The organism is Phocaeicola plebeius DSM 17135, assembly GCF_000187895.1.
Taxonomy (GTDB): domain Bacteria; phylum Bacteroidota; class Bacteroidia; order Bacteroidales; family Bacteroidaceae; genus Phocaeicola; species Phocaeicola plebeius.
This window is the reverse complement of the sequence record NZ_DS990133.1, coordinates 22,610-48,024: the sequence shown is the minus strand read 5'-3', so window position 1 is coordinate 48,024 and position 25,415 is coordinate 22,610. Positions and strand designations below refer to the sequence as shown.

The following is a 25,415-nucleotide window of genomic DNA, read 5'->3' as shown; positions in this document are numbered from 1 at the left end:
TTTAGTTATCCGGCTACAAATATAGCTCCTTTTTTTGAAGTAGTAAAATATTTGACTATTTTGTGGGGAGAAACCTGTGCTTTCATTTGAAAGCGGAGGGGGAATTCTCAGTACTTCCGAAGGAGTACTCCAGTACTTTCAAGGAAGTACTCGAATACTTTCGGGGAAGTACTTCAGTATTGCCTAAGAAGTACTGAGAAGTAACAAGAGGTTTATAATGAGTGGATTAGAATTTTAGGTATCCGTTCTCTTGTCGGATGATTTCTTCGGAAACCAAGTAGGATACCACTTTCATCAGGTGATTTTCAGGCACTTGCATTTTGTCCTTTATCTCTTGCAACGAAAGCGGATTTTCTTTCAGTAACGCTTGCAGTTGCTGACTGATGGCTTCAAACTCTCCCGACTTTAGTCCCGACTGATGTTGCTGTAGGCATACGTCACATTGCCCGCAATTGTGCTCGTTCTTTTCGCCGAAATAGCGTAACAGCATCCGGCTTCGGCAGCGGTTTTCACTTTCTGCATATTCTATCATGGCGTTGATACGCTGTACATAGCTTTCTTTTCTGTCTTCGTAGACTTCCTTACTTAAATAAACGCGTTCCGTTTCTTGTCTTTCGCGCGTATAGATAATATAAGGTGTCTTTTTGGCGGGAATATAATGCAGGATATGCTGCCGGCTTAGCGAGAGCAGGGTTTCATAGATTTGCTGTTTGCTCAGTCCCGAACGGGTCGACAGATTGTCTTCACTGATATAAGCATAGTCCGTGAAAAGTCCGGTGTAGCTTCTCAGTAGGATACGAATCAGTTTTTCTGTGTCTTCGCTTTGTTCGCGGATGCGGTATAGTTCTTCCTTGGTGATGGTAAACATGATACGCGAGGCATTGTCCTGCTCATCAGTATATTCCAGATAGCCTGCGCGAGTCAGGATTTTCAAGGCACTGTCGGTCTGTACGGGAAAATGCTTGAAATTACGGCAGAACTCATCGATGTTGAACGCGAAGGTGCAGCCTCTTCCGTCTCCCATGGCCATTTGGTAATAGAAGTTGATGTCTTCGTAAATCTTTCGGATATAATTTTTCTCGGGAAATGTGTCACTTACCCGCTGTTTGAGTGTGATTTTATCGCGGGCACAGAACAGAAGTACGGCATAGGCTTTCATGCCGTCTCTTCCTGCTCGTCCGGCTTCCTGAAAGTAGGCTTCGGGCGAGTCGGGTACGTCGGCGTGGATAACCACGCGCACGTCTGGTTTGTCAATTCCCATACCAAAGGCGTTGGTGGCTACCATTACACGGAATTCTCCTTTCAGCCAGGCTTTTTGTCGGGAATCTTTGGTCTCATCATTAAGTCCGGCATGATAAAAAGTGGCTGTGATGTGGTTGCGGTTCAGGAACTGGGAAATCTCTTTCGTCTTTTTCCGGTTGCGGGTATAGACAATTCCCGACCCGTTGACGCGTTGCAGGATGTGAAGCAGTTCACTTTCCTTGTCTTCTGTATGACGTACCACGTAGGCCAGGTTCTTCCGTTCAAAGCTCATGCGGAACACATTTTCCTGGCGGAACTGAAGGCGTTGCTGGATGTCGCTGACCACTTCCGGAGTGGCAGTGGCTGTCAGTGCGATGACGGGAACTCCTGGGAGCAGCTGACGTATATCCGCTATTTTCAGGTAAGCAGGGCGGAAGTCGTATCCCCATTGTGAAATGCAGTGTGACTCATCCACGGTGATGAGGCTGACATGCATGCTGCGGAGTTTGATTTGAAAGATTTCAGTATCCAGTCTTTCCGGAGATACATAAAGAAACTTGTAGTTGCCGAAGATGCAGTTCTCCAATGCGATGACAATCTCTTCGCGCGTCATGCCGGAGTAGATGGCGGTTGCTTTGATGCCCCGTTCACGCAAGTTTCTCACCTGGTCTTTCATTAGGGCAATCAGAGGGGTAATGACCAGGCATAACCCTTCTTGGGCGAGGGCGGGCACTTGAAAGGTGATGGATTTACCACCACCTGTGGGCATGAGTCCCAATGTGTCCCGGCCTTCGCCTATGCTGCGGATAATGTCTTCCTGTATACCTCGGAAATTGTCATATCCCCAGTATTGTTTCAGGATTTTTCGGTAGTCAGTCATGAGTCGCTAACTTCGACTGGGCTTGATGTCTTCTATCTGTAGTTGGATTTCTCCCCGCTTGTGGGTATTTTCCTCAATGGTATAACAGATGTTGAACGACTGTTTGGTCTTGATGTAACGCACCTGTGAACTTTGTCCGAAAGCGATACCGTTCATGACGTTGTTCGACTTGTTGTCCACCAGTTCCAGTTTGATGTGTTCCTGATCTCTTCCTACCACCTTGCTGGTACCATAATCGTACACATTCAAGGTTGCGAAAACAGGCTTGTGGTTCTCCGGACCAAATGGGTTGAACTTCTTCAGGTCGAAGAAAAACTTCGGAGTGATGTCTCTGAAGTCCAGCTGTGCATCAATCTGGATGGTAGCGTTAGTCTGCTCTGGAAGAATGTGGTTGGTCACGTATTCTTCAAACCGTCTGGTAAATTCCGGCACATTTTCCACCTTCATGGATAAACCGGCCGCATAGGTATGCCCGCCAAAATTCTCCAGCAGGTCACGGCAATGTTCTATGGCTTTGTATACATCGAAGCCGGAAACAGAACGTGCTGATCCCGTAGCCAGGTTCTCGGTACGTGTCAAGACCACGGCAGGACGGTAGTAGATTTCCGTCAGACGCGAAGCGACAATTCCGATGACTCCCTTGTGCCAGTCCTCATTGAAAATCACGATAGATCTTCTTTCAGACAAGTCGGACAGGTTGTCCACGATTTTATTAGCCTCTTCTGTCATGTTCTTGTCGAGGTCCTTACGCGTTTCGTTGTAGCTGTTGATGCGGTTGCTCTTTTTCAATGCAGACGCAAAATCCTTTTCAATCAGCAAGTCGACCGCTTCCTTTCCATTTTGTATTCTTCCCGAAGCATTGATGCGGGGACCTATCTTGAATACGATGTCACTCATCGTAATTTCTTTCTCTGCCAGTCCGCATACATCAATAATGGCTTTCAGGCCGATGCTGGGGTTGGCATTGAGCTGACGCAGTCCGTGATAGGCCAAAATACGGTTTTCTCCCATAATAGGTACAATGTCGGATGCGATGCTGACTGCTACCAAATCGAGCAGGGGGGTAAGCTGATGAAACTCGATGCCGTTGTTTTGGGCAAAAGCTTGCATAAACTTGAATCCTACTCCACAGCCAGACAGGTGTTCGTATGGGTACGTAGAATCCGGACGCTTGGCATTCAGAATGGCGGCGGCAGGAGGAAGTACCTCATCGGGTACATGATGGTCGCAGATAATGAAATCGATGCCTTTTTCCTTGGCATAGCTGATTTCTTCTACTGCTTTGATACCACAGTCCAATACGATGACCAGTTTTACTCCGGTGGAGTAAGCATAGTCGACTCCCTTTTTTGACACACCATACCCTTCATTATATCGGTCGGGGATATAATAATCGATGTTCGAGTAGAACTGTTGAAGAAATTTGAAAACAAGGGCGACAGCCGTAGTGCCGTCCACATCATAATCTCCATACACCAGAATACGCTCTTTTCGTCCCATGGCCAGGTTTAGGCGTTCCACTGCCACGTCCATGTCGTTCATTAGGAACGGGTCATGGAGGTCATTAAGCTGAGGGCGGAAAAACCGTTTGGCCTCTGCGGCAGAATGGATACCTCTTTCCTGCAGTAGCTTACATAAAATAGGACTGATGCCAATCTCTCTGGAGAGGGCTCTGGCAGCTTCTCTTTCTTGAAGTGTTGGAGGTTGATAGTTCCATTTGTAGTTCATTTATATATGTTTTTTCTTTTTTTCTTTTCGGGTGGAGTTTTGCCAGTCTGTCGGTTGTAAGCCTGTACGACTTTGTTGCAGTAACCAAATCGGCAAAACTTGTAATTGGATAAAATCTTCTTATCCACTTCAATCCGTAAAATTAGTAAAAAGAAAGAAAAAAGCGGCTCATTCCATCTTAAATTTATGGAACGAGCCGCTTTTTATTTATAATTAGTCTATATAATAGGACCTTAGAATCCTAATTTTTTTGCGATGTGTGCAGGGATTGCTTTCTTGTTAACCAGGATGTTCATGGTTTTGTATTTGGCAAAAGCTTTAGATGCATACCAGATACCTTTGTACTTGCCGCTTAATCCCCATGAGTTTTTCACCATGTAGTATTCTTTGCCGTTCTGGTCTTTAGCGATACCGTAGATAAGCATTCCGTGGTCATCGGTAGTTTCCCAGTTGTCGAATGCTACCTGACGCATTTCCTGAGTCACTTCAATTTCAGGAAGCGGTTTGCTGGTCAGTTCCTTGCGCTTGTCTGCTTTGCTCAAGCCCAGCCAGTGTGCCATATCTGAACCAGTCAGTTCGGCTCCTTTTTCTGCATTCGGACATACGGCAATACCGTCGCGGGTAAATCCTTCTTCGCTGACGTCAGCTCCCCATGCGAAAGTATATCCGTTGTTGATGGCATTGTCCATCACTTCCATCAACTCATCGATAGGCAAGTTGTAAGACAATGCGTTGCGCCAGTTGTCCTGTACCTCGATGCTGAAGGTCTGGTAGAAAGGATGATGCGTGTAAGAAGTCAGTGATACATAGTCGTTCATATTCAGTCCAAGCACTTCATCTGCAAATGTTCTCGGAGTGTAAGTCTTTCCTTTGTAGGTAAATTCTTTCGGACATTCTCCCAGGTAAGTATCGTAAATGGCTGTGACGCCTTTTTTCCATACCGGACTCAGTTTGCTCTGATTTCCTTTTCCGATAGCCTGTACGTATGCTCCAGCTACCGCATCCAGCTCATTGTGGTTAGGCAGTGAGTCACCGTATTCGATACCCGGCATTACGTCCTGCGGAACCATACCATAGTTCTTGTAGCAGAAAACGATGTCTTCAAAGCTTCCGCCCGGTGAGAACGAAGCATCTCCGTGATAGCGTACATAGTTTACCGCACGGTCTTCCATGGTTTTGTGCACTACAAACATTTCAGAAAGGTCGAATTCTCCTTTTCCTTCACGCAGCAATTCTGATTCCAGGAACCCAAGGCTGGAGAATGACCAGCATGTGCTTGAGCGATTCTGGTTTTTTATGGAAGTAATAGGGTTTTCTTTTACGGTTGTAAATACGAATCCTTCTTCAGCTTTGTCTTTCTTCGGATTTTTTGCATAGATGTTACCAAAGCAAAGTCCTGCAACAGCTACTAAAATTAGTTTGTTCATTGTTTTGATCTTTATGGTTATAGGGTTAATAAATACGTGGTTATTCATTCATGATGGCTTCTACCTCCTCAAACGTGATGGGGATACGTTTTTCGCCCAGGAATCTGGATCCGTTTTCGGTAATCAGAATGTCATCTTCCAGGCGGATACCTCCGAAGTCCTTGTATTTTTCGATTTCGTCGAAATTCAAGAAATTGGTGTGTAGTTTTTCTGCCTTCCATTTATCAATCAAGGCAGGGATAAAGTAGCATCCCGGTTCATCGGTAATGACAAAACCCTTCTGGAGCTTTCTTCCCATACGGAGCGAAGCCAGTCCGAACTGAGTGGATGGTTGCACTTCTTCGTCATAGCCTACGTAACACTGGCCTAAGTCTTCCATGTCGTGTACGTCCAGTCCCATCATATGTCCCAATCCGTGCGGCAAGAATAAGGCATGAGCGCCTGCAGCTACAGCTTCATCGGTATTTCCTTTCATCAAGCCCAGTCCTTTCAGCCCTTCTGTAAGTACCTTACATACTTCCAGGTGTACCGACTTGTATGTCACTCCTGGTCGTGCCAGTTCCAGTGCTTTGTCATGGCAGGCAAGTACGATGCCGTAGATGTCACGCTGGCGACTGGTAAATTTTCCTCCTACAGGGATTGTACGGGTATGGTCTGAACAGTAATAATTCATCAGTTCGGCTCCTGCATCTGTCAGCATTAGTCTGCCTTCTTGCAAGATGTGACTGTGGTCGTGATTGTGCAGGGTCTGTCCGTTTTGCGTAAGAATAGTGGCAAATGAAACCATTCGTCCGTAAGATGAAGCGATACCGTCAAGCACTCCGGCTATGTATTGTTCGGATACTCCCGGTTTGCACAGACGCATGGCTGCCGTATGCATTTCATATCCTACGTTGCAGGCCTTGTCGATTTCTGCGATTTCACATTCTTCTTTTACTGAACGCAGCGATACGACCGCCTTAATCAGTTCAAGAGAAGCGTGCTGTTTAGTCATGGATGCCCGGATACCTGTCAAATCTTCCAGCAGCATCATATTATCGTAGCGATAGGGAGGGAGGAAGTGGATTTTTCTTCGCTGAGCGATGGCTTTTCCCACTATTTCTTTCAACATATCGAAAGGATAGCTTTTCTCAACTCCCACCTGTGCCGCCAGTTCTTTTACACTGGGTTGTGGCCCCATCCAGATGATGTCGTCCATGTCGACATCATTTCCAAAGAAATAATCTTTGCCATTGTCTATGTCGATGATGCCGGCATAACCCGGGTGTGAATGTCCGAAGAAATAGACAAAAGAACTGTCTTGTCTGAACTTGTATGTGTTGTCGGGGTAGTTGGCTGGTGCTTCATTATTTCCTAAAATAAGAATGATACCGTTGCTCATCTTTTCCCGCAGCGCATTCCGACGTTTTTGATAAGTAAGAGAATCAAACATAGTTATTTCTTTTTGATGTAATGTTTGTGAAAATAATGTTGCAAATGTAGTAAATAAAATAGAAAAAATGGCTGCGGTGTAATGGAAAAACATATATTTGCAATTGCCAAGATTACTTTAAAAACTGAGGTCGTATGAATCTGGATTTACAAAAAACAGGGTTGGTTCTCGAAGGAGGAGGTATGCGAGGGGTGTTTACTTGTGGAGTCTTGGATTTCATGATGGATCACCACATGCAGTTCCCTTATGTGATAGGTGTGTCAGCAGGAGCTTGTAACGGATTGTCGTATATGTCTCATCAGCGGGGGCGGGCAAAGTTTAGTAACATTGATATGCTGGCAGAATATCATTATATTGGGTTGAAATACCTCTGGTATCAGCATAGTATTCTGGATCAGCATTTGCTTTATGACTTGTTTCCCACCAAGATTCTTCCCTACGATTTTCAAGCCTATTTTAATAATCCTGCCCGTTTTGAGATGGTAACGACCAATTGCGTGACGGGAAGGGCTTGTTATCTGGAAGAGAAAGAAAACCGGGATGGCTGGAGACTGGTGGATATTGCCAAAGCTTCCAGCAGTCTTCCGTATGTTTGTCCGATTACATACGTGGACGGGCGTCCTATGCTCGATGGAGGTATTGTCGATTCTATACCTGTCTTGCGGGCCATGAGTCAGGGCTATGAAAAGAATGTAGTAGTCCTCACTCGTAACAGAGGCTATCGTAAGACTGAAAAAGATATTCGGGTTCCCCGGTTCATTTATCGCCGTTATCCACGGTTGAGGTTAGTGCTTAGCCGACGCTGTGCGGTATACAATGAGCAGTTGGAGATGGTCGAAAAGTTAGAGGATGAAGGACGTATCATCGCGATTCGGCCGGAAAAGAAAGTGGTGGTGAATCGTATCGAGAAGGATATCAAGAAGCTGACTGAATTATATGAAGAAGGGTATGCTTGTGCGGAGAAAGTGTTGGCACCTTATTTGAAAGTATAGAACATAAAAAAATCCGGAATGAACTTCCGGATTTTTTTATTGTTTATTTTGCGAAGCTGACTGCGCGGGTTTCACGGATAACCGTAATCTTAACTTGTCCCGGATAAGTCATTTCGTCCTGAATCTTCTTGGCGATTTCAGTTGACAAGCTTTCTGTCTGTTTGTCGTCAATCTTGTCGGCACCTACAATGACACGCAACTCACGACCTGCCTGAATAGCATAAGTCTTGGTTACACCCGGATAAGACATGGCCAGTTGTTCGAGATCATTCAGACGTTTGATGTAAGCCTCTACAATTTCCCGGCGTGCTCCCGGACGTGCACCAGAGATAGCGTCACATACTTGTACGATAGGAGCCAGAAGGCTGGTCATTTCCACTTCGTCGTGGTGTGCACCGATGGCATTGCAGATATCTGCTTTTTCTTTGTACTTTTCAGCCAGTTTCATACCCAACAGTGCGTGCGGCAATTCCGGTTCTTCATCGGGCACCTTACCAATATCATGCAGCAGTCCGGCACGTTTTGCTTTTTTCGGGTTCAAACCTAATTCCGAAGCCATTACTGCACACAAGTTGGCTGTTTCACGTGCATGCTGCAAAAGATTCTGTCCGTATGAAGAACGGTATTTCATCTTACCGATGATACGGATCAGTTCAGGATGCAATCCGTGGATACCCAGGTCGATTGTGGTACGTTTACCCGTTTCGATGATTTCGTCTTCCACTTGCTTGCGTACTTTTGCTACCACTTCCTCGATACGTGCCGGGTGAATACGTCCGTCAGTTACCAACTGGTGCAAGGCCAGACGTGCAATTTCACGGCGTACCGGGTCAAAGGCTGAAAGTACGATTGCTTCCGGTGTGTCATCCACCACAATTTCTACACCTGTAGCGGCTTCCAGTGCACGGATATTACGTCCTTCACGTCCGATGATGCGTCCTTTGATCTCATCCGATTCAATGTGGAATACAGTGACAGAGTTTTCAATGGCAGTTTCAGTAGCCACTCTCTGAATAGACTGAATTACGATACGTTTCGCTTCACGGTTTGCAGTAAGCTTGGCATCGTCCATGATGTCATTGATGTAAGACTGCGCCTGTGTCTTCGCTTCTTCTTTCAGCGATTCTACCAAGCGTTCTTTCGCTTCTTCAGCCGACAAGCCTGAGATTGTTTCCAGTTTCTCTCTTTCCTGTGCCTGAAGATTATCTAATTCCTCTTTCTTCTTTTCAATGATTACCAGCTGAGCATCCAGATTTTCTTTGATGGCTTCTGTTTCATTGCGTTTACGCTGAAGCTCTTCGTTCTTCTGGTTGAGTACCATTTCGCGTTGCTTTAACTTATTCTCAGCTTGCTGGATTTTCTGATTACGCTGGGCAACCTCCTTTTCCAAATCCGCTTTTTTATTCAAGAATTTTTCCTTTACTTCCAGAAGCTTGTTCTTCTTGATTACTTCAGCTTCAGTTTCTGCTTCTTTGATAATTGTGTCATATTTTGTCTTTAAGCCGTACTTAAAGAATCCATACGACAATGCCCCTCCCACCAGGAAGGCCACAATTGTTAGTATTACTGTCGTCAACATTATAATTAATTTAAGTATATAAATAAAAAACGCATAAACTTATCCGTTGGGAAAATCCCTTCGAATAAAGCTTATGCGTGAATTTCCTGTTATAATATCTTTCTATAAACCTTCGTCCCGGTCAGGTCGGATACATCTTTCAATATCCTCTTCCAGTTCTTTAAGTTTTTCCATATAAGGTCGGGTGTCATTTCTTCCTTTCATGGATATATTTTCATACGCCAAATCAAGTGCCACCATCTTCCAGTGTTGTATACTGTTGAATTCAGGAAAAGCACTGCGATATTTATTCAGTTTATAGTTAATCTGTTTGGCAGCTTCCCGGTAAGCTTCCTCTTCCGCAGGGAGTATGGACACAGGATACCGTTCGTTGTCAATTAGTAGATTAAATCTCTTTTTTTCGTCCATAAAAGTATATACTTTACCGCATTGTTATTCATTCAGCAAAGCGATGCATTTATCGACTTCACGCACAAGTTTCGCCAGTCTTTGTTTCGTATCGCGGAGGTCATTGTCGTTGATACTGAGTATGCGGGCGTTTTTCAAGTTGATATACTTGGCTTCCAATTCTTTATTATTACATTCCAATTGGGCTATTTCTGCACTTTTTCTGTCAATTTCATTTCTTAATGAGAGGTTTTCTTTTTTCAACTCTTCATAAAGAAACAGCAATTGTCTGAGTTTGCCTTCGAAAGTATGTAACAGTTTTTTGTCCTCTTCCGTCATTCGTATATCAAAAATGTGTATACAAATATACTGTATTGGTTGGAAAATCAAAAATATTTGTTGTGGATTTTATTAAAATTTGTGAGATTTCGTGGCAGTCAAATCTTTGTACATGGATTTTTTCTATCTGATAATTCTTTTTACCTTTGTCGTAGCATTGAGGTGACATTAAATGCAGAGTTTTTTAAATATTTAAAAATCAAAATGTTATGTATACAGTCATTAAACGTATGGAAATTTCGGCTTCACATAAGCTGAAACTTTCTTATGAAAGTAAGTGTGAAAACCTGCATGGTCACAATTGGATTATCACCGTATATTGTCAGGCTGAGCAATTAAATGAAGATGGTATGGTGGTAGATTTTACGCATATAAAAGAAGTTGTAAAGGGACAGCTTGACCATAAGAACCTGAATGATGTGCTTCCTTGTAATCCAACGGCCGAAAATATTGCCCGTTGGATTTGTGAGCGAGTACCCCATTGTGTGAAGGTGGAAGTGTGTGAGTCTGAAGGTAATCGGGTGATTTATGAAAAAGATTAACGAGATATTCTATAGCCTTCAGGGGGAAGGCTTTCATGTGGGTACACCTGCTGTCTTTGTCCGTTTTTCGGGATGTAATTTAAAATGTGAGTTTTGTGACACGCATCATGAGGAAGGAGTCATGATGTCGGATGAGGAGATAGTGGAGAAAGTCTGTCAATATCCCTGCAAGACGGTGATTTTGACAGGAGGTGAGCCTGGACTTTGGGTAGATGAGGATTTAATTGCTGCATTGCATAAAGCTGGAAAATACATTTGTATTGAAACGAATGGCACATGTGTGCTTCCTGAATCGATAGATTGGGTTACCTGTTCTCCCAAATTAGGTGCACCGTTACGTGTCAATCGTATAGATGAGGTAAAAGTAGTCTTTCTTGGTCAAGATGTATCTCCTTATCTTGAATTAAAAGCCTCATTTTATTTTTTGCAGCCTTGCTCTTGCCGCAATACGGCAGAGGTTGTAGAATATATTAAGTCGCATCCTCAATGGCGTCTAAGTTTGCAGACTCATAAATTGATAGATATTCCTTGAGGAATTTTTGTGCAATTTGTAATCGTATTTCAGCCTTTTTTCTTGTTGTTTTTTAACATCATTCTGCTCGGAATTTGTTAATAAATATATTTTCCTCCGTTTCGATTTTGTATAAAAAAGATACTCCCGCTGAACACTTTCAGCAGGAGTATCACAACACAAAAACTAAACTAGACTTAACTAAACTATTCTAAAGGAAGTTTCACAACTTCCGTCTTTATTATGTACGACACAAATATAGGGTTTAGATTGATTGTATCCAAAGAAAAATTGTAAAAAAAACGATTGTTTCAAAAAAAAAGGTTGAAAATACAACAAAAACTCAAATAGTATGTTTATTAACATAATTTTGGAGCTCCTGTTTGTAGCTGTCCGATATCGGAATGTAGTCTTTTCCGAAAACGATTCTTCCTTTTTCTATAATTTTTATTTTTTGTTTTTGCACGATAAAAGAACGATGAATTCGGATAAACCGGTTGGCTGGCAGTTTGTCCTCCATCATTTTCATGCTGACCAGTGAGAGAATGGGGCGTGGATTATCTTCCAGATGTATTTTGATATAATCCTTCAGTCCTTCAATATAGAGAATTTTATCCAACTCGATTTGAATCAGCTTATAATCGCTTTTTACATAGATGTACTTCAAATCCTCGGAAGACTGGATTTCACCAGATGATGTTTCTGCTTTCTGCCGGAGTTCAAACCACTGGACAGCTTTGTTGACAGCAGTCATAAAATCTGTATAGCTGATAGGTTTAAGTAGATAGTCAAGGGCATTTACCTTGTAACCATCCAGTGCATATTGCCCGAAAGCAGTTGTAAAGATGATACGTGTACTTCCAGGAACGATTTTGGAAAACTCCAATCCGTTCAGTTCCGGCATCTGGATATCCAGAAAAATAAGGTCTACCGGATGGTCTGTCAATAATTCCATTGCCTGAATGGCACTGGAATATGCACCGCACAATTCGAGCGATGGTGTTTTCTTTACGTAACTTTCCAGCAGGCCGAGTGCCAGAGGTTCATCATCTATAATCGCACATTTTATAATCATGGCAGTATCTTTTTATTGGTGTCAGGAATTTTTATAGTCAGTATGGAACTGTATTCTTTTTGATCCGGACTTATTTGCTGATGCCATTCATAATGTCCGGCATACAATAGTTCTAGTCTTTTTCGTACCTGTTCCAGCCCGATGCCTGATCCACTTTTGTCCGTTGAATTTTTGGGATAATTGCTGTTGCGTATCACACAATGGATTTCATCTTCCTTTTCCGTCAGCGAAATATCTATAAAGCTGGGTTCGGTAGGAGAGATTCCATGTTTGAAGGCATTTTCAATGAGCGAAATGAATAACAGCGGAGCTACCGGACTTTGACTGTCTGGTCGAATCTGAAAGTTTGTATTGATTTTGACAGCGGACGATACCCGTATTCGCATGAGTTCAATGTAGTTTCGGATAAACTCTACTTCTTTAGTCAGTGGAACAAATGTTTCCTGATTGTCATATAATACGTAACGCAGTAGTTTGCTCAGTTCTTGAATGGCCTGTTGTGCCTTTTCGGTATCAAAAGCCGTCAGGGCATAAATATTATTCAGCGTGTTGAGCAGGAAGTGGGGATTCAGCTGGTTTCGCAGGTTCTTCAGTTCTGCTTCAGTCCGGCTTTTTACTGCTTCACGGCGTTCCAGTTCTGTGGCACTCCAGCGCAGGCTCATGCGGATGGCTACACTTAATCCTACAGTGAAAATCATGCTCGTAATATCCCTTATATAAAATATGTATTGGGGAGGTAAATGAGGACGGCGAGGAGCCGGGGGAGGAAAGGCAATGATGTTGTGCCAGTAACGCAGTCCGATGGATACAACGAAGATGAGGAGAATATTTAATAGAATATACTGTCCGGTATGCTCTTTGAAAAGAACCTTAGGGATAAATAACAGGTAATTGACATAGAAGATGATGAAAAAAGAAAGAGATACACCAGAATGGTTGATAAACTCTCTCCAGTCGATACTGCCGCTGTCATCTTGAGTGAAGAACAGTGGGAATCCGAAAAACAATCCCCAGCATATAATGTGGATTGTCAATTCAAGTAAACGGTGTTTGTTGTGAGTTATATGAACCATGTGGAATTGATTTAAGACAAAGATACGATTTTTTTAATAAAAGTCCGGCTACCTTAAGCGGTTTATGTTGGGGAAACATTCACTGCTGAATGGCAGCCGGACAGGAAACCAAAGTTATGAAGAACAAAGTAGTTCCGTTATTTATTCATAGCGTAATGCTTCAATCGGGTCAAGGTCGGCCGCTTTTTTAGCCGGATACCAGCCGAAGAATACGCCGGTAAATGTACAGACGGCAAATGAGAGCAATACGCTCCAGGGCTGGATAAAGACAGGCCAGTGAGCCACACTCTTGATGATGAAGCTGGCACCGCAACCCAAGATTACTCCAATCAGACCTCCGGTGATACTTATCAGGATGGATTCTATCAGGAATTGTGACAGAATATCGATTCCTCTTGCACCCACAGACATACGAAGTCCGATTTCACGTGTACGTTCCGTCACACTTACATACATGATGTTCATGATACCAATACCACCCACTACCAGTGAAATTCCGGCAATGCAGGCCAGCAGGGTAGTCATCAAGTCGGTTGTGGTATTCAGCATGGAACTAAGTTCCTGTTGTGTACGTATGGTGAAATCATCATCGTCTGCTTCTTTCAGTTTGTGTTCACGTCGTAAGATGTTCGTAATTTCATCTACAGCTTCTTCCGTCATGTCTTCCGTCAAGGCTGAGGCAAAAATACCGCTTAGGTAAGTTTGGGCCAGCAAACGTTTCATTACGGTGGTGTAAGGAGACAATACCACATCGTCCTGGTCCATACCCATAGAGTTGTATCCTTTGGACTTCAGCACGCCTACTACCCGCAAAGGTACCTGGTTGCAGCGGATAATCTTTCCAATCGGGTCCTGACCGTCGGGGAACAGGTTGTCTACAATTGTTTTACCGATGACACAGACTTTGGCAGCTGTACGTATATCCTCTTCAGTGAACATCTCACCTTGTTCTACGGTGAGCTGGCGAATTGTAAGGTAGCCAATGCTGACCCCGCTGACAGAAGAAGGGTAGTTGTTGGATCCCGAAATCAACTGTCCGGAGGCAGATACATTCGGACTGATGGCCGACAAGTACATGCACTCGTCGCGCAGTGTTTCATAATTTTCCAGTTTCAGTGTCTGCATGCTCGAAGGGTCCTGCCGGACTCCACCTCTCATTTCAGCTCCCGGATGAATCATAATCATGTTGGAGCCCATTTCAGAAATCTGTTTCTGGATGCTTCGTTTAGAGCCTTGTCCGATGGCCAGCATGGCAATGACAGAGGCCACACCGATGATGATTCCCAACATGGTCAGGAATGCACGGAGCTTGTTGTTGGCCAAAGCTCTGAAAGCTATTTTAAAAAGGTTTGTTCCGTTCATAAGTCATTTCTTAATTAGTCACGTCAATCGTCGTCGTTTTTCGGCAGGGCAGCTAATGCTTCTGCAGCTGACAGAATATGAGGGTTGGTCACGTCTTCAATGACATGTCCGTCACGTAGGCGGATATTCCGGCTGCTGTATTGTGACAGTTCCGGATTGTGTGTCACGAAGATGATGGTACGTCCTTCCTGGTGCAGTTTCTGGAAAAGAACCAGAATTTCAAATGAGGTACGTGTATCCAGGTTACCGGTAGCTTCGTCTGCCAGAATTACCGCCGGATTGTTGACCAGTGCGCGGGCGATGGCCACACGCTGCATCTGTCCTCCTGACATCTGGTTGGATTTATGTTCCAAGCGGTCAGCCAGTCCTACAGCTGTTAAGGCCTCAATGGCACGCCGACGACGTTCGGCTGCACTGACTGAGCTGTTGTACATCAGAGGAAGTTCCACATTTTCTACGGCTGTAGTTTTCGGCAGCAGGTTGTAGTTCTGGAATACAAATCCGATTTTCCGGTTACGCAGTACTGCCCTTTGTGGCTTGCTCATGGTGCGTACGGATACTCCGTCGAGCAGATACTCTCCGCTGGTGGGTGTATCCAGGCATCCCAAGGTGTTCAGCAAAGTAGATTTTCCTGAACCGGATGTTCCCATAATGGTGACGAATTCTCCTTCCTGTATGCTGAATGAAACTCCGCGCAAGGCATGGACCGTTTCGTCTCCCACCTGGAAATTCCGTTTGATATTTTGCAATTCTATGACAGTCTTTTTCATAAGAGTATCTCCTTATTTCTGTTTTTTCTTGTCACCTCCCGGAGGGCCTGGCATGAACGGGCTTCTTTCTCCGTCAGCTGTTGCATCTGCATTGGCATTGCTTTCGAAGCCTTTCAGTACGGTTTCTGTTACGATAGGAGTACCTTCGCTCAGTCCTTCCAGAATTTCAGTATGGCTTCCGTCGCTCAGACCGATTTTTACAGGATGTGCGGTAAATCCGTTGGCGTCCATTGTCCATACCTTGTGTGCACCTTCGCAGTCTGTAATGGTCTTGTTGCCCACCAATTGTTTTTCCGGTGTAAAACGCAATGCCTTGTTGGGTACCGTTATCACGTTGTCACGGGTATCGGTGTAAATGGTCACGTTGGCAGTCAGTCGGGGTTTCAGTTTCAAATCCGGGTTGTCGGCAGTAATTACCACTTCGTAAGTGACTACTGTTTCGCTGCTTGTGCTGGTACTGCTTGAACTGCTGCTGTTTACACTTCCCAGACGAATCTGATATACTTTTCCTTCGAACACGTCGTCAGGATATGCATCTACGGTAAAGGTAACTCGGGCACTGTCTTTTATTCCGGCAATGTCGGCTTCATCCACATCGGCTACTACCTGCATCTTTGTCAAGTCGGCAGCAATGGTGAACAGTGTCGGAGTCTCAAAACCGGAGGCTACGGTCTGTCCTTCTTCCACATCCTTGCTCGTTACAATACCATTAATCGGAGAAGTGATAGTGGCGTATGAAAGATTCCGTTCCGCTTTGGCTAAGGCTGCTTGCGTCTGTTCGTATGTACTTTTAGCACGTTCATAATCGTACACGCTTTGTTCGTAGTCTGTTTCACTGATCAGCTGTTTCTCGTGTAGTGCTTTGTTTCTCGTGTATAGTTTCTTCTGGTAGTCGTATTCGGCCTTGGCGCCGTTGTATGTAGCTTGCGCTGATTGTAAATCGCTGAGCAGCGTTACCTTATCCATCTCGGCTATCACTTCACCCTGCTTTACTACGGAGTTATAGTCAATATATATTTTGTCAATGATACCTGAAACCTGTGTACCGACCTCTACTTCAGTGACCGGTTCAATAGTTCCTGTAGCTGTAATGGAATTGCTGATATTTCCTCGTGTAACTTTTTCAGTCACGAAGTCTACCTTGCCCTGTGCATTCTTCTTTCCGAAAATCCAGAATCCTGCTACAGCCAGCACGAGTACGACACCGGCTGTCAAAATTATTTTTTTCTTGTTCATATTGTTTGGTTATTATAATTCAATGTCTTTTCCTGCATAAAAATCGAGTAATGTACGATTCAAGATGGCCATATATTTGGCTTGAACCCGTTGTTGCTGTGCACTGAGCAGGTTATTTTTCTCGGTCAGCAGTTCAACCGTATTTTTCATGCCCAGTCTGAACTGTTCACTGACCATATCAAAACTGGTCTGACTGCTTTTCAGTTTCACTTCGGCTGCTGCATATTGTTGCTGCGCATTGAGTGCATCCAGCCAGAGCGTTTCAATCTCGGTGTAAAGCCCTTTTTGCTTGTCCTGCAAGTTCAGCAGCGAAGAGTTGTATTGGAACTGAGCTTTTTCTACTGCACTTTTAGTCTGTCGGTTATTAAAGATAGGTACACTCACCGTAAGGCCGATGATGTTGTTCCATCCGTATTTCATCTGTTGTGCCCAGTTGTTCTGACTTGCATTATTGGTTGTACTGGAAGTAGACGCCGACAGACTGATACTTGGATAGTAACCGCTTTTAGCAGCAGAAATAGCCAACTTGGAATTGTCAATACTCAGCTTGCTGCTTTGTATTTCCGGACGGTTGGCCAGTGCCGTTTGGTAAACCTCGTCTTGATTGGGGAGCAGCTGCATCACTTTTTCATCGTCAAGTACCGGAAGTTCCAGCTCCATTTCCATGTTTCCGTCCAGTTCCAGCATTTGCTTCAGTTGAAGTTTATAGTTTCTCAGTGAGCTTTCGGAGGTTACCAGCTGGTACTGGTCATTACCGACCTGTGCTTCCAGTTGGGCCAAATCTGCTTTCGAAATACTACCCTGATTAAAAAGTTCTTTAGCGCGTTCATAGGTAGCTTTACTTACTTCCAGCGTACCTTTATTAATGTTTACTGATTCATCTGCATACAGAATCTGCAGGAAAAGTTTGGTAATCTCTTCCTTGAGCGTATTTTCTGTTTCGGCTACGGTCAGTTCCGCTATTTCCTGATTCTTCTTTTGCTGTTTGATGTTGTTCAGGCGCTGTCCGCCGTTCCATAATGTCCATTGTGCAGATAAACTGTAGCTGCCGTTATAGGTAGTTTTATTGTTACTGCTGATGATTTCAGTACCACTGACTGTGGCGCTGTTTTCCTGATAAGGACGATTCACAATGTTGTGTCCGGTGTTGAACGAGAGGCTTGGAAAGAGTGCAGCCTTTGCTGTCTTTACATCCACTTCGCTTTCCTGTAAGGAAATCTTGTTCTGCTGTAACTGGATATTTTTCTCCAGCGCATAGTTTATGCAATCTTCAAGCGACCAGGTTTGTTTTTCCTGTGCATTTCCCGACAGGAAAGTCGCGAGTGCGGCGAAGAAAATGAGTTCTCTTTTTTTCATATTTCGTTTAATTTTTACATTGCAAATGTATTTCATAATAAAAAAAGAGGCAAAATAGATAGATTTACCCACAGAATATCTCGATAAACCCTTGTTTTTTCCCGATAAAGTGCTTACTTTGTAATCATTATAAAAATAGACTATGATTAAAAAGAATCTCATTCGTGTTTTTTATTTTTATCGTGATGGTTTTCGGGAGATGACCTGGGGACGTGTCCTTTGGGCGATTATCTTGATAAAGCTTTTTGTCATGTTTTTTGTGCTGAAACTGTTTTTCTTCCCTTCCTTCCTGGAAGGAAAGACGGAGACCGAGAAGCAGGATTATGTGGGCCTGGAGCTGACAAACCGGATGGCAGAATAACTATACCTTATTTATATTAGTAACTGATAAAGTAATTTCTTATGCTTGAAACAATCGACACTTCAATGATTGACTGGTCGAGGGCACAATTTGCCTTGACCGCCATTTACCATTGGCTGTTTGTGCCGCTTACTTTAGGGCTGGCTGTGATTATGGCTACAATGGAGACATTGTATGTACGTACAGGAAATGAATTCTGGAAGCGTACGGCAAAGTTTTGGATGAAACTGTTTGGAATAAACTTTGCTATTGGAGTGGCAACCGGTTTGATTCTGGAGTTTCAGTTTGGTACGAACTGGAGTAACTATTCCTGGTTTGTAGGTGACATATTTGGTGCTCCACTGGCCATAGAAGGTATTTTAGCCTTCTTCATGGAAGCTACTTTTGTGGCTGTCATGTTCTTTGGATGGCACAAGGTGAGTAAAGGTTTTCATCTGGCTTCTACCTGGCTTACCGGTTTAGGAGCCACTATTTCGGCCTGGTGGATTCTGGTGGCTAATTCCTGGATGCAGTATCCGGTAGGAATGGAGTTTAATCCGGAAACCATGCGAAATGAAATGGTTGATTTCATGGCAGTGGCCTTCTCGCCAGTGGCAGTGGTGAAATTTTTCCATACCGTATTAAGTAGCTGGATGCTCGGAGCCGCTTTCGTCATCGGAGTCAGTGCCTGGTACCTGATTCGTAAACGCGAAAAAGAATTTGCACTTGCCAGCATGAAGGTGGCAGCGGCAGTCGGATTGTTTGCTGCCCTGGTAACAGCCGGTACAGGCGATAAGTCCGCATATCAGGTGGCTCAGGTACAACCTATGAAATTGGCTGCTATGGAAGCGCTTTATGAAGGAGGCACGCATGAACCTCTGACGGTGGTAGGTTCCATCAAGATACCCGAAATGCTTTCTTTCCTTGCTACGCATAGCACGGCAGGATATGTGCCGGGTATCAACAACCTGCTGGAAGGAGGCTATACATTACCTGATGGTTCAACGGCTCTTTCGGCAGATGAAAAGATGGTGAACGGTAAGAAAGCCATTACGGCATTGGCCGATTTCCGTCGGGCAAAAGAAGAAGGCGATGAGGCTTCCATGCAGATTGCACGCAGTGCCTTGAAAGAATACATGCCTTATTTCGGCTACGGATACATTCAGAACAAAGAAGACCTTGTACCTCATGTAGGTCTGCTTTTCTGGTCTTTCCGCGTGATGGTAGGGTTAGGTATGTATTTCATACTGTTCTTCCTGCTTATTTTATTCCTCGTATGGAAAAAGCGGCTGGCAGAACTCAACTGGCTGCACTGGATTTCCTTGTGGAGCATTCCATTGGCTTACATTGCCAGCCAGGCAGGATGGATTGTGGCCGAGATGGGACGTCAGCCCTGGACAATTCAGGATTTGCTGCCCGTCAATGCGGCGGTGTCAAAACTGGAAACAGGCTCCGTGCAAACCACTTTCTTCATTTTCCTTATCATGTTTACCGTGCTGCTTATTGCCGAAATCGGTATCATGGTAAAAGCCATCCGTAAAGGTCCGGACGAAAAATAAACTAACCGATACATCATTTTAAAACCGAAAAATATGGATTCAACTTATATATTCTTGCAGCATTACTGGTGGTTCCTGGTTTCCTTATTAGGAGCCTTGCTGGTCTTTTTGCTGTTCGTACAGGGAGGAAACTCCTTGCTCTATTGTTTGGGACGTACCGAAGAAGAACGTACGTTGCTGGTCAATTCCACCGGACGTAAATGGGAATTTACTTTTACCACTCTGGTCACTTTCGGAGGAGCCTTCTTTGCTTCTTTCCCTTTGTTCTATAGCACCAGCTTCGGAGGAGCTTACTGGTTGTGGATGATTATTCTCTTCAGCTTTGTGCTTCAGGCTGTGTCCTACGAATTTCAGTCGAAGCTTGGCAACTGGTTGGGCAAGCGTACCTATCAGTTCTTTCTGGTGCTGAATGGCATTGTAGGTCCGTTATTGTTGGGAGCGGCTGTCGCTACTTTCTTCAACGGCTCCAACTTTGTGGTGAGCAAAGGAAACCTTACCGACGAAATGATGCCGGTCATCAGCCATTGGGGTAACGGATGGCATGGACTGGATGCGTTTGCCGACCCGTGGAACCTCATTTTAGGATTTGCAGTACTCTTCCTTGCCCGCTTGCTGGGAAACCTCTATTTCATTAACAACATCCGTCATGAAGCGCTGAATGCCCGTTTCCGTCGTCAACTGATAGCCGATGCGGTGCCCTTCCTTGTATTCTTCCTGGCATTTGTGATTCGCACCTTACTGAAAGACGGGTTTGCCGTTGATCCGGAAACGGGGCAGATTGTGATGGAACCCTTCAAATATTTCCACAATTTTATGGCCATGCCTTATCTGTTGGTGTTGTTCCTGTTAGGAGTAGTCGGGGTGTTGTATGGCCTGGGAAAAAGCATTTTCTGCAAGACCTATACCCGCGGTATCTGGTTTGCCGGTGTGGGTACGGTACTGACGGTACTGGCCTTGCTGTTGGTCGTAGGTTATAATCATACTGCTTATTATCCATCTACAGCCGATTTACAGAGTTCACTGACCATTGCCAACAGCTGTTCCAGTCAGTTTACCCTGAAAACCATGGCTTATGTATCTATTTTAGTTCCCTTTGTGCTGGCCTACATTATTTATGCATGGCGTGCCATCGACCGTAAGCCGTTGACCATGGAAGAAATCAAAGAAGACGAGCATAGCTATTAATCTGTGTCGTTTGTTATAAAGTATAACCGTCGTCCGAAGCAGAAAGTCGGGCGACGGTTATTTTTTTTGCAGAGAATCTCGTGTGAACTTTTGAGTATCGAGGTCGAAAAAAAACGCAAGTACGTTTGAACTAAAATACAAGTGCATTTAACTTGAAATGCAAGTACATTTAAGATAAAACACAAAGGTGTTTTACATCAAACGCACTTGTGTTTTTTTGTAAATCTATTATTGTGTGTTTTACACTTTTTTTATTATCTTTATTTTCAGTCCTTAAGAGAAAATTTTATATTTGTACATTTGAATTACAAATCTGATAAATACCATGAAAAAACTATTGTTGTTAATTGTGCTTTTTATTTCTGTGGGAAATGGGATATGGGCACAGTTTCCCAAGGCCATCTTCCCCGGTGATTATCCGGACCCTTCCATCCTGCGTGACGGAAAAGATTATTACATGACACATTCTCCTTTTTGCTATGCACCTGGATTCCTTATCTGGCATTCCACTGATTTGATGCATTGGGAGCCGGTTTGCAGAGCCTTACCTGAATATGAAGCTTCGATTTGGGCCCCCGACCTGCTGAAATACCAAGATCGTTATTACATTTACTATCCCACATCGACGGGTGAAAATTACGTGATTTATGCCGATGATATTCGCGGTCCGTGGAGCAAGCCGGTAAAACTGGAGGTAAAAGGCATTGACCCCGGTCATGTGGTAGGTGAAGACGGAAAGCGTTACCTGTTTACCAACAACGGTTGGATTACTCCTTTGAGTGATGACGGATTGAAAGTTACTGGAAAAAGCAGGAAGGTGTACGACGGATGGGAATATCCGGCCAACTGGGTTACAGAAGGGAAGGATATGTACCTGGAATCTCCCAAACTACTTTATAAAGACGGATATTATTACATGATGTCGGCTGAAGGAGGAACTGCCGGTTCGGCTACCAGCCACATGTGTGTGGTGGCACGTTCCAAATCGGTGTTTGGTCCGTGGGAAAATTCGCCTTATAATCCCATTGTACATACTTACAGTGCCAGTGAAAACTGGTGGTCAAAAGGTCATGGCACCCTGATAGATGACGTGAACGGTAACTGGTGGGTAGTGTATCATGCTTATGCCAACGGATACCATACGTTGGGACGCTCTACCTTAATTGAACCGATAGAATGGACCAGCGACGGATGGTGCCGTACCAAGCAGGAAACTGTCTGGTTAAGCGAAAACAGACAACCGGAATGGAAGATGGAACTGTCGGATAATTTCAGTAAACCGGAATTGGGCATTCAGTGGACGTTCTGGAAGGAATATGCTCCCCAAACTTTGACATTTACGGAGGGAGAAATGCAGGTGAAGGCCAAGGGACGCACTCCGGCAGACGGCCGTCTGTTGTTGGTTACAGCTATGGACAAATGCTATGAAACGGAAGTAGAAGTAAGATTGGGAAATGGAAACATCGGAGGTCTGTTGTTGTACTACAATGAAGAAGCCTACGCGGGAGTGACTTCTGATGGAAAGAATTTTACGGTGTACCGGGGAGAAGAAAAGCCTTTGACGGTAACCAATAAAGTCGGTAAAAACTTCCGGGTGAAACTGCTGAATCAGGGCAACCGCCTGAAAATGTCGGTCAGTGCAGATGGAAAGTCCTGGGAAGTGCTAGCCCAAAATGTGGATGTCGCTCGTCTGAATCACAATGTGTATAAAGGATTTTACGCTCTTCGTCCGGCCTTATTGGCTGCCGGAAAAGGGAAAACAGGTTTCCGCAATTTCCGTTACCGCAATGCCATTCCGGAAGAGAAAGATATGGGAGCCTATTTGATGGTTTTCCATCGGGATGAGACACACGGTTTGTATATGGCCGTGAGTCGTGACGGTTATACTTTTACAGCGATGAATGAAGGAGAGCCTGTGCTGGCAGGTGATACGATAGCCTATCAGCGAGGTATCCGTGACCCTCATATTTTCCGTGGACCGGATGGAGCCTTTTACCTGGCCATGACCGACTTGCATGTGTTTGGTTTGCGTGACGGCTATCGCAAGACAGAGTGGGAACGCGGACCGGAATACGGTTGGGGAAATAACCGGGGACTTGTATTGATGAAATCCTGGGATTTGATTCACTGGAATCGGGCAAACATCCGTTTCGACAAGCTTTCAGCCGGATTGTGCGAAATAGGTTGTGCATGGGCGCCCGAAGTGGCTTACGATGACAAGAAAGGTAAACTGATGATTTATTACACCATGCGTTTCAAGAGTGAAGCCAACAAATTGTACTATGTGTATGTAAACGATGATTTTAATAAGATAGAAAGCACGCCTCAGATTTTGTTTGAGTATCCGATGGACGGGGTGTCTGCTATTGATGGAGACATAACCAAGATAGGAGATAAATATCATTTGTTTTATGTAGCACATGATGGTATCGGTGGCATCAAGCAGGCGGTATCTGACCGGATGAACGGTGGTTATGTATATGATGCCCGTTGGTATGACTTTGAACCCAAGGCATGCGAAGCCCCCAACGTATGGAAAAGGATTGGAGAGAACAAGTGGGTATTGATGTATGACATTTTCAGCATTCATCCCCATAATTTCGGCTTTGCGGAAACTTCCGATTTTGTACATTTCAAGAATCTGGGCCATTTCAATGAGGGTGTCATGAAAACTACCAATTACACTTCGCCCAAGCACGGAGCAGTGATTCATCTGACAAAAGAGGAAGCAGATAATCTGGAGGAATACTGGAAAACGCATCAGCGGAAGTATGATCGTGAGACATTCCTTCGCCAGCAAACGAATGGAAATACTTTTGAGAAATAGAAAAAGATGCTATGAAAATGCAATGGAGAAAAATTTGGTTAGGTTGTATGGGGTTTGCACTGTTTGAGGTATCCGTGCAGGCACAGACATGTGATTGGGTTAGTAGTTGTGAAGGGAAGATCTGGACCCAGAACAAGGTGAAATTACAAACGAAGGCAGGAGGAACAGCTGCTGATTTATCGGTAGATAAGGGAGATTCTGTAGTCGTTTTCAAGGCTTGGGGTACCTGTTTCAATGAATTGGGATGGGATGCGTTGAATGTGCTGCCCAGTAATGAGAAGGAAGATATTCTGAGAAAACTGTTTGCTCCGGAAGGTGATTTGCGCTTTACGTTGGGGCGTTTTCCGATGAATGCAAACGATTTCTCACGCAACTGGTACAGCTGTGACGAGGTACCGGGAGATTTTGAATTGAAGCATTTTAATATAGACCGCGATAAAACTTCGCTTGTGCCGTATATCAAGTCGGCCCAGCGTTATAATCCGAACATGACTTTCTGGATTTCTCCATGGAGTCCGCCCAGCTGGATGAAAATCAATCAGGATTATCCGGTGCGCAGTGATAAATATAATACGATGCACCCGGCGAAGGATTATTATTTGCAAGGCAATAAAGGGCCTAAGACAGATGGGGTGTTCCCGGCTGAACTGGCTGAAACGGACTTCTTTATTCAAGATCCTCGTTACCTGTCGGCATACGCGAATTTCTTTTGCAAGTTTGTTTCCGCATATAAGGAGTTGAATATTCCCATAAAGATGGTGATGTTTCAAAATGAATCGTGGAGCTATACGCCTTATCCGGGATGTGCATGGACACCGGAGGGGATTATCCGTTTCAACGTAGAGTATCTGGCTCCGGCACTGAAGAAAGCGCATCCGGACGTGAAATTGTATTTCGGAACCATCAATACGAACCGTTATGAGGTGATAGAAAAGGTGCTGGATGATCCGCGTATGCCTGAAACGATTCAAGGAATAGGACTACAGTGGGAAGGAGGACAGTTGCTGACCCGCCTGCGTGCGAAATATCCGAATTATAACTATGTGCAGACCGAAAGTGAATGCGGATGGGGGTCTTTCGACTGGAAAGCGGCAGAGCATACATTTCATCTGATGAATCATTATTTGGGAAATGGCTGTGAGGAGTATACTTTCTGGAATCCGATTCTGGCGGATGAGGGAGTAAGTCCGTGGGGATGGAAGCAGAATGCCTTGATACGGGTGGATTCCAAACAGGCTAAGGCTATCTTTACGCCGGAATATTATGCAGTGAAGCATTACACTCGTTTCCTGATGCCGGGTACGAAGGTGATGGCGTTTAAGCCGACGGGTGAGGACAAGAAGCCCGTGCTGGTAGTACAGACTCCAGAAGGAAAAACCGTGGTGGTGGCTGGAAACCTCCAGGATAGTCCGCAGCAACTAACGGTGAAGTTGGGAGAAAAATGGCTGAATGCGACTTTGCAGGCTCATTCCTTTAATACGTTTGAGTTTCAAGTGAAATAAAAATCAAAGAAAATTACATTTTGATTGAGTAGTCGGGACAAGTTATTCGTATTTCTATAAAAAACAATAAA

General features: G+C 44.3%; 21 protein-coding genes. 8 read left to right on the top strand and 13 right to left on the bottom strand.

Going from position 1 to position 25,415, the window contains the following annotated elements:
* Window positions 1-226: 226 nt before the first annotated feature.
* The 4 genes from BACPLE_RS13025 to BACPLE_RS13010 all read right to left on the bottom strand — a co-directional run bounded on the left by BACPLE_RS13025 (window position 227) and on the right by BACPLE_RS13010 (window position 6,709).
* Window positions 227-2,122 carry a RecQ family ATP-dependent DNA helicase gene (locus tag BACPLE_RS13025; protein ID WP_007562739.1) on the bottom strand — a complete coding sequence of 632 codons (1,896 nt, stop codon included), beginning with the start codon at window positions 2,120-2,122 and terminating at the stop codon, window positions 227-229.
* Between the two features lie 6 nt (window positions 2,123-2,128).
* On the bottom strand, window positions 2,129-3,850 hold the full coding sequence (gene recJ / locus BACPLE_RS13020; RefSeq protein WP_007562737.1) for a single-stranded-DNA-specific exonuclease RecJ: 1,722 nt from the start codon (window positions 3,848-3,850) through the stop codon (window positions 2,129-2,131).
* A gap of 233 nt (window positions 3,851-4,083) precedes the next feature.
* Window positions 4,084-5,277, bottom strand: coding sequence for a C1 family peptidase (locus tag BACPLE_RS13015; protein ID WP_022053188.1), 1,194 nt, complete (start codon window positions 5,275-5,277; stop codon window positions 4,084-4,086).
* Between the two features lie 40 nt (window positions 5,278-5,317).
* Entirely contained in the window at window positions 5,318-6,709 is a 1,392-nt protein-coding gene (locus BACPLE_RS13010; protein WP_040313199.1) for an aminopeptidase P family protein, read from the bottom strand.
* 134 nt (window positions 6,710-6,843) lie between these two features.
* Here BACPLE_RS13010 and BACPLE_RS13005 point away from each other — a divergent pair, with 134 nt between their 5' ends.
* Window positions 6,844-7,701, top strand: coding sequence for a patatin-like phospholipase family protein (locus BACPLE_RS13005; RefSeq protein ID WP_007562728.1), 858 nt, complete (start codon window positions 6,844-6,846; stop codon window positions 7,699-7,701).
* Window positions 7,702-7,744: 43 nt separating this feature from the next.
* Here BACPLE_RS13005 and rny read toward each other — a convergent pair whose 3' ends face one another.
* The 3 genes from rny to BACPLE_RS12990 form a co-directional block, all read right to left on the bottom strand.
* Window positions 7,745-9,280 (bottom strand): ribonuclease Y, encoded by a 1,536-nt coding sequence (gene rny, locus BACPLE_RS13000; protein WP_007562727.1) that lies wholly within the window; start codon window positions 9,278-9,280, stop codon window positions 7,745-7,747.
* Between the two features lie 102 nt (window positions 9,281-9,382).
* Window positions 9,383-9,688, bottom strand: coding sequence for a cell division protein ZapA (locus BACPLE_RS12995; RefSeq protein WP_007562725.1), 306 nt, complete (start codon window positions 9,686-9,688; stop codon window positions 9,383-9,385).
* A 24-nt stretch (window positions 9,689-9,712) separates the two neighbouring features.
* Window positions 9,713-10,006 (bottom strand): hypothetical protein, encoded by a 294-nt coding sequence (locus BACPLE_RS12990; protein WP_007562723.1) that lies wholly within the window; start codon window positions 10,004-10,006, stop codon window positions 9,713-9,715.
* Between the two features lie 209 nt (window positions 10,007-10,215).
* On the opposite strand from BACPLE_RS12990, the gene queD reads away from it, so the two are divergent.
* Both queD and BACPLE_RS12980 read left to right on the top strand, forming a co-directional pair.
* Window positions 10,216-10,548: a 6-carboxytetrahydropterin synthase QueD gene (gene queD, locus BACPLE_RS12985; RefSeq protein WP_007562719.1), complete on the top strand. Its 333-nt coding sequence runs from the start codon at window positions 10,216-10,218 to the stop codon at window positions 10,546-10,548.
* On the top strand, window positions 10,535-11,080 hold the full coding sequence (locus BACPLE_RS12980) for a 7-carboxy-7-deazaguanine synthase QueE (RefSeq protein ID WP_007562717.1): 546 nt from the start codon (window positions 10,535-10,537) through the stop codon (window positions 11,078-11,080). Before queD ends, BACPLE_RS12980 begins: the two co-directional genes overlap by 14 nt.
* Window positions 11,081-11,402: 322 nt before the next feature.
* Here the strand turns inward: BACPLE_RS12980 and BACPLE_RS12975 are convergent, their stop codons facing one another.
* From BACPLE_RS12975 to BACPLE_RS12950, 6 genes are all read right to left on the bottom strand, one after another.
* The gene (locus tag BACPLE_RS12975) at window positions 11,403-12,134 is read right to left on the bottom strand and encodes a LytR/AlgR family response regulator transcription factor (RefSeq protein ID WP_007562715.1); all 732 of its coding nucleotides are present in this window, start codon (window positions 12,132-12,134) and stop codon (window positions 11,403-11,405) included.
* Window positions 12,131-13,207 carry a sensor histidine kinase gene (locus BACPLE_RS12970; RefSeq protein ID WP_007562713.1) on the bottom strand — a complete coding sequence of 359 codons (1,077 nt, stop codon included), beginning with the start codon at window positions 13,205-13,207 and terminating at the stop codon, window positions 12,131-12,133. The genes BACPLE_RS12975 and BACPLE_RS12970 overlap by 4 nt, the downstream gene beginning before the upstream one ends.
* 141 nt (window positions 13,208-13,348) lie before the next feature.
* Window positions 13,349-14,569 (bottom strand): ABC transporter permease, encoded by a 1,221-nt coding sequence (locus tag BACPLE_RS12965; RefSeq protein WP_007562711.1) that lies wholly within the window; start codon window positions 14,567-14,569, stop codon window positions 13,349-13,351.
* A gap of 23 nt (window positions 14,570-14,592) precedes the next feature.
* Complete coding sequence (locus BACPLE_RS12960; protein WP_007562709.1) at window positions 14,593-15,339, bottom strand: ABC transporter ATP-binding protein; 747 nt, start codon at window positions 15,337-15,339, stop codon at window positions 14,593-14,595.
* 12 nt (window positions 15,340-15,351) lie between these two features.
* Window positions 15,352-16,575 carry an efflux RND transporter periplasmic adaptor subunit gene (locus tag BACPLE_RS12955; protein WP_007562707.1) on the bottom strand — a complete coding sequence of 408 codons (1,224 nt, stop codon included), beginning with the start codon at window positions 16,573-16,575 and terminating at the stop codon, window positions 15,352-15,354.
* Between the two features lie 12 nt (window positions 16,576-16,587).
* On the bottom strand, window positions 16,588-17,931 hold the full coding sequence (locus tag BACPLE_RS12950) for a TolC family protein (RefSeq protein WP_040313273.1): 1,344 nt from the start codon (window positions 17,929-17,931) through the stop codon (window positions 16,588-16,590).
* A 142-nt stretch (window positions 17,932-18,073) separates the two neighbouring features.
* Between BACPLE_RS12950 and BACPLE_RS12945 the strand changes: the two genes are divergently transcribed.
* From BACPLE_RS12945 to BACPLE_RS12925, 5 genes are all read left to right on the top strand, one after another.
* A complete protein-coding gene (locus BACPLE_RS12945; RefSeq protein WP_007562703.1) occupies window positions 18,074-18,292 on the top strand; it encodes a DUF4492 domain-containing protein in 219 nt (72 codons plus the stop codon).
* Window positions 18,293-18,333: 41 nt separating this feature from the next.
* Window positions 18,334-19,830 carry a cytochrome ubiquinol oxidase subunit I gene (locus tag BACPLE_RS12940; protein WP_007562700.1) on the top strand — a complete coding sequence of 499 codons (1,497 nt, stop codon included), beginning with the start codon at window positions 18,334-18,336 and terminating at the stop codon, window positions 19,828-19,830.
* Window positions 19,831-19,863: 33 nt separating this feature from the next.
* On the top strand, window positions 19,864-21,015 hold the full coding sequence (gene cydB / locus BACPLE_RS12935; protein ID WP_007562698.1) for a cytochrome d ubiquinol oxidase subunit II: 1,152 nt from the start codon (window positions 19,864-19,866) through the stop codon (window positions 21,013-21,015).
* 325 nt (window positions 21,016-21,340) lie between these two features.
* Window positions 21,341-23,842: a family 43 glycosylhydrolase gene (locus tag BACPLE_RS12930; protein ID WP_007562696.1), complete on the top strand. Its 2,502-nt coding sequence runs from the start codon at window positions 21,341-21,343 to the stop codon at window positions 23,840-23,842.
* Between the two features lie 47 nt (window positions 23,843-23,889).
* A complete protein-coding gene (locus BACPLE_RS12925; protein ID WP_235777935.1) occupies window positions 23,890-25,344 on the top strand; it encodes a glycoside hydrolase family 30 protein in 1,455 nt (484 codons plus the stop codon).
* Window positions 25,345-25,415: the final 71 nt, after the last annotated feature.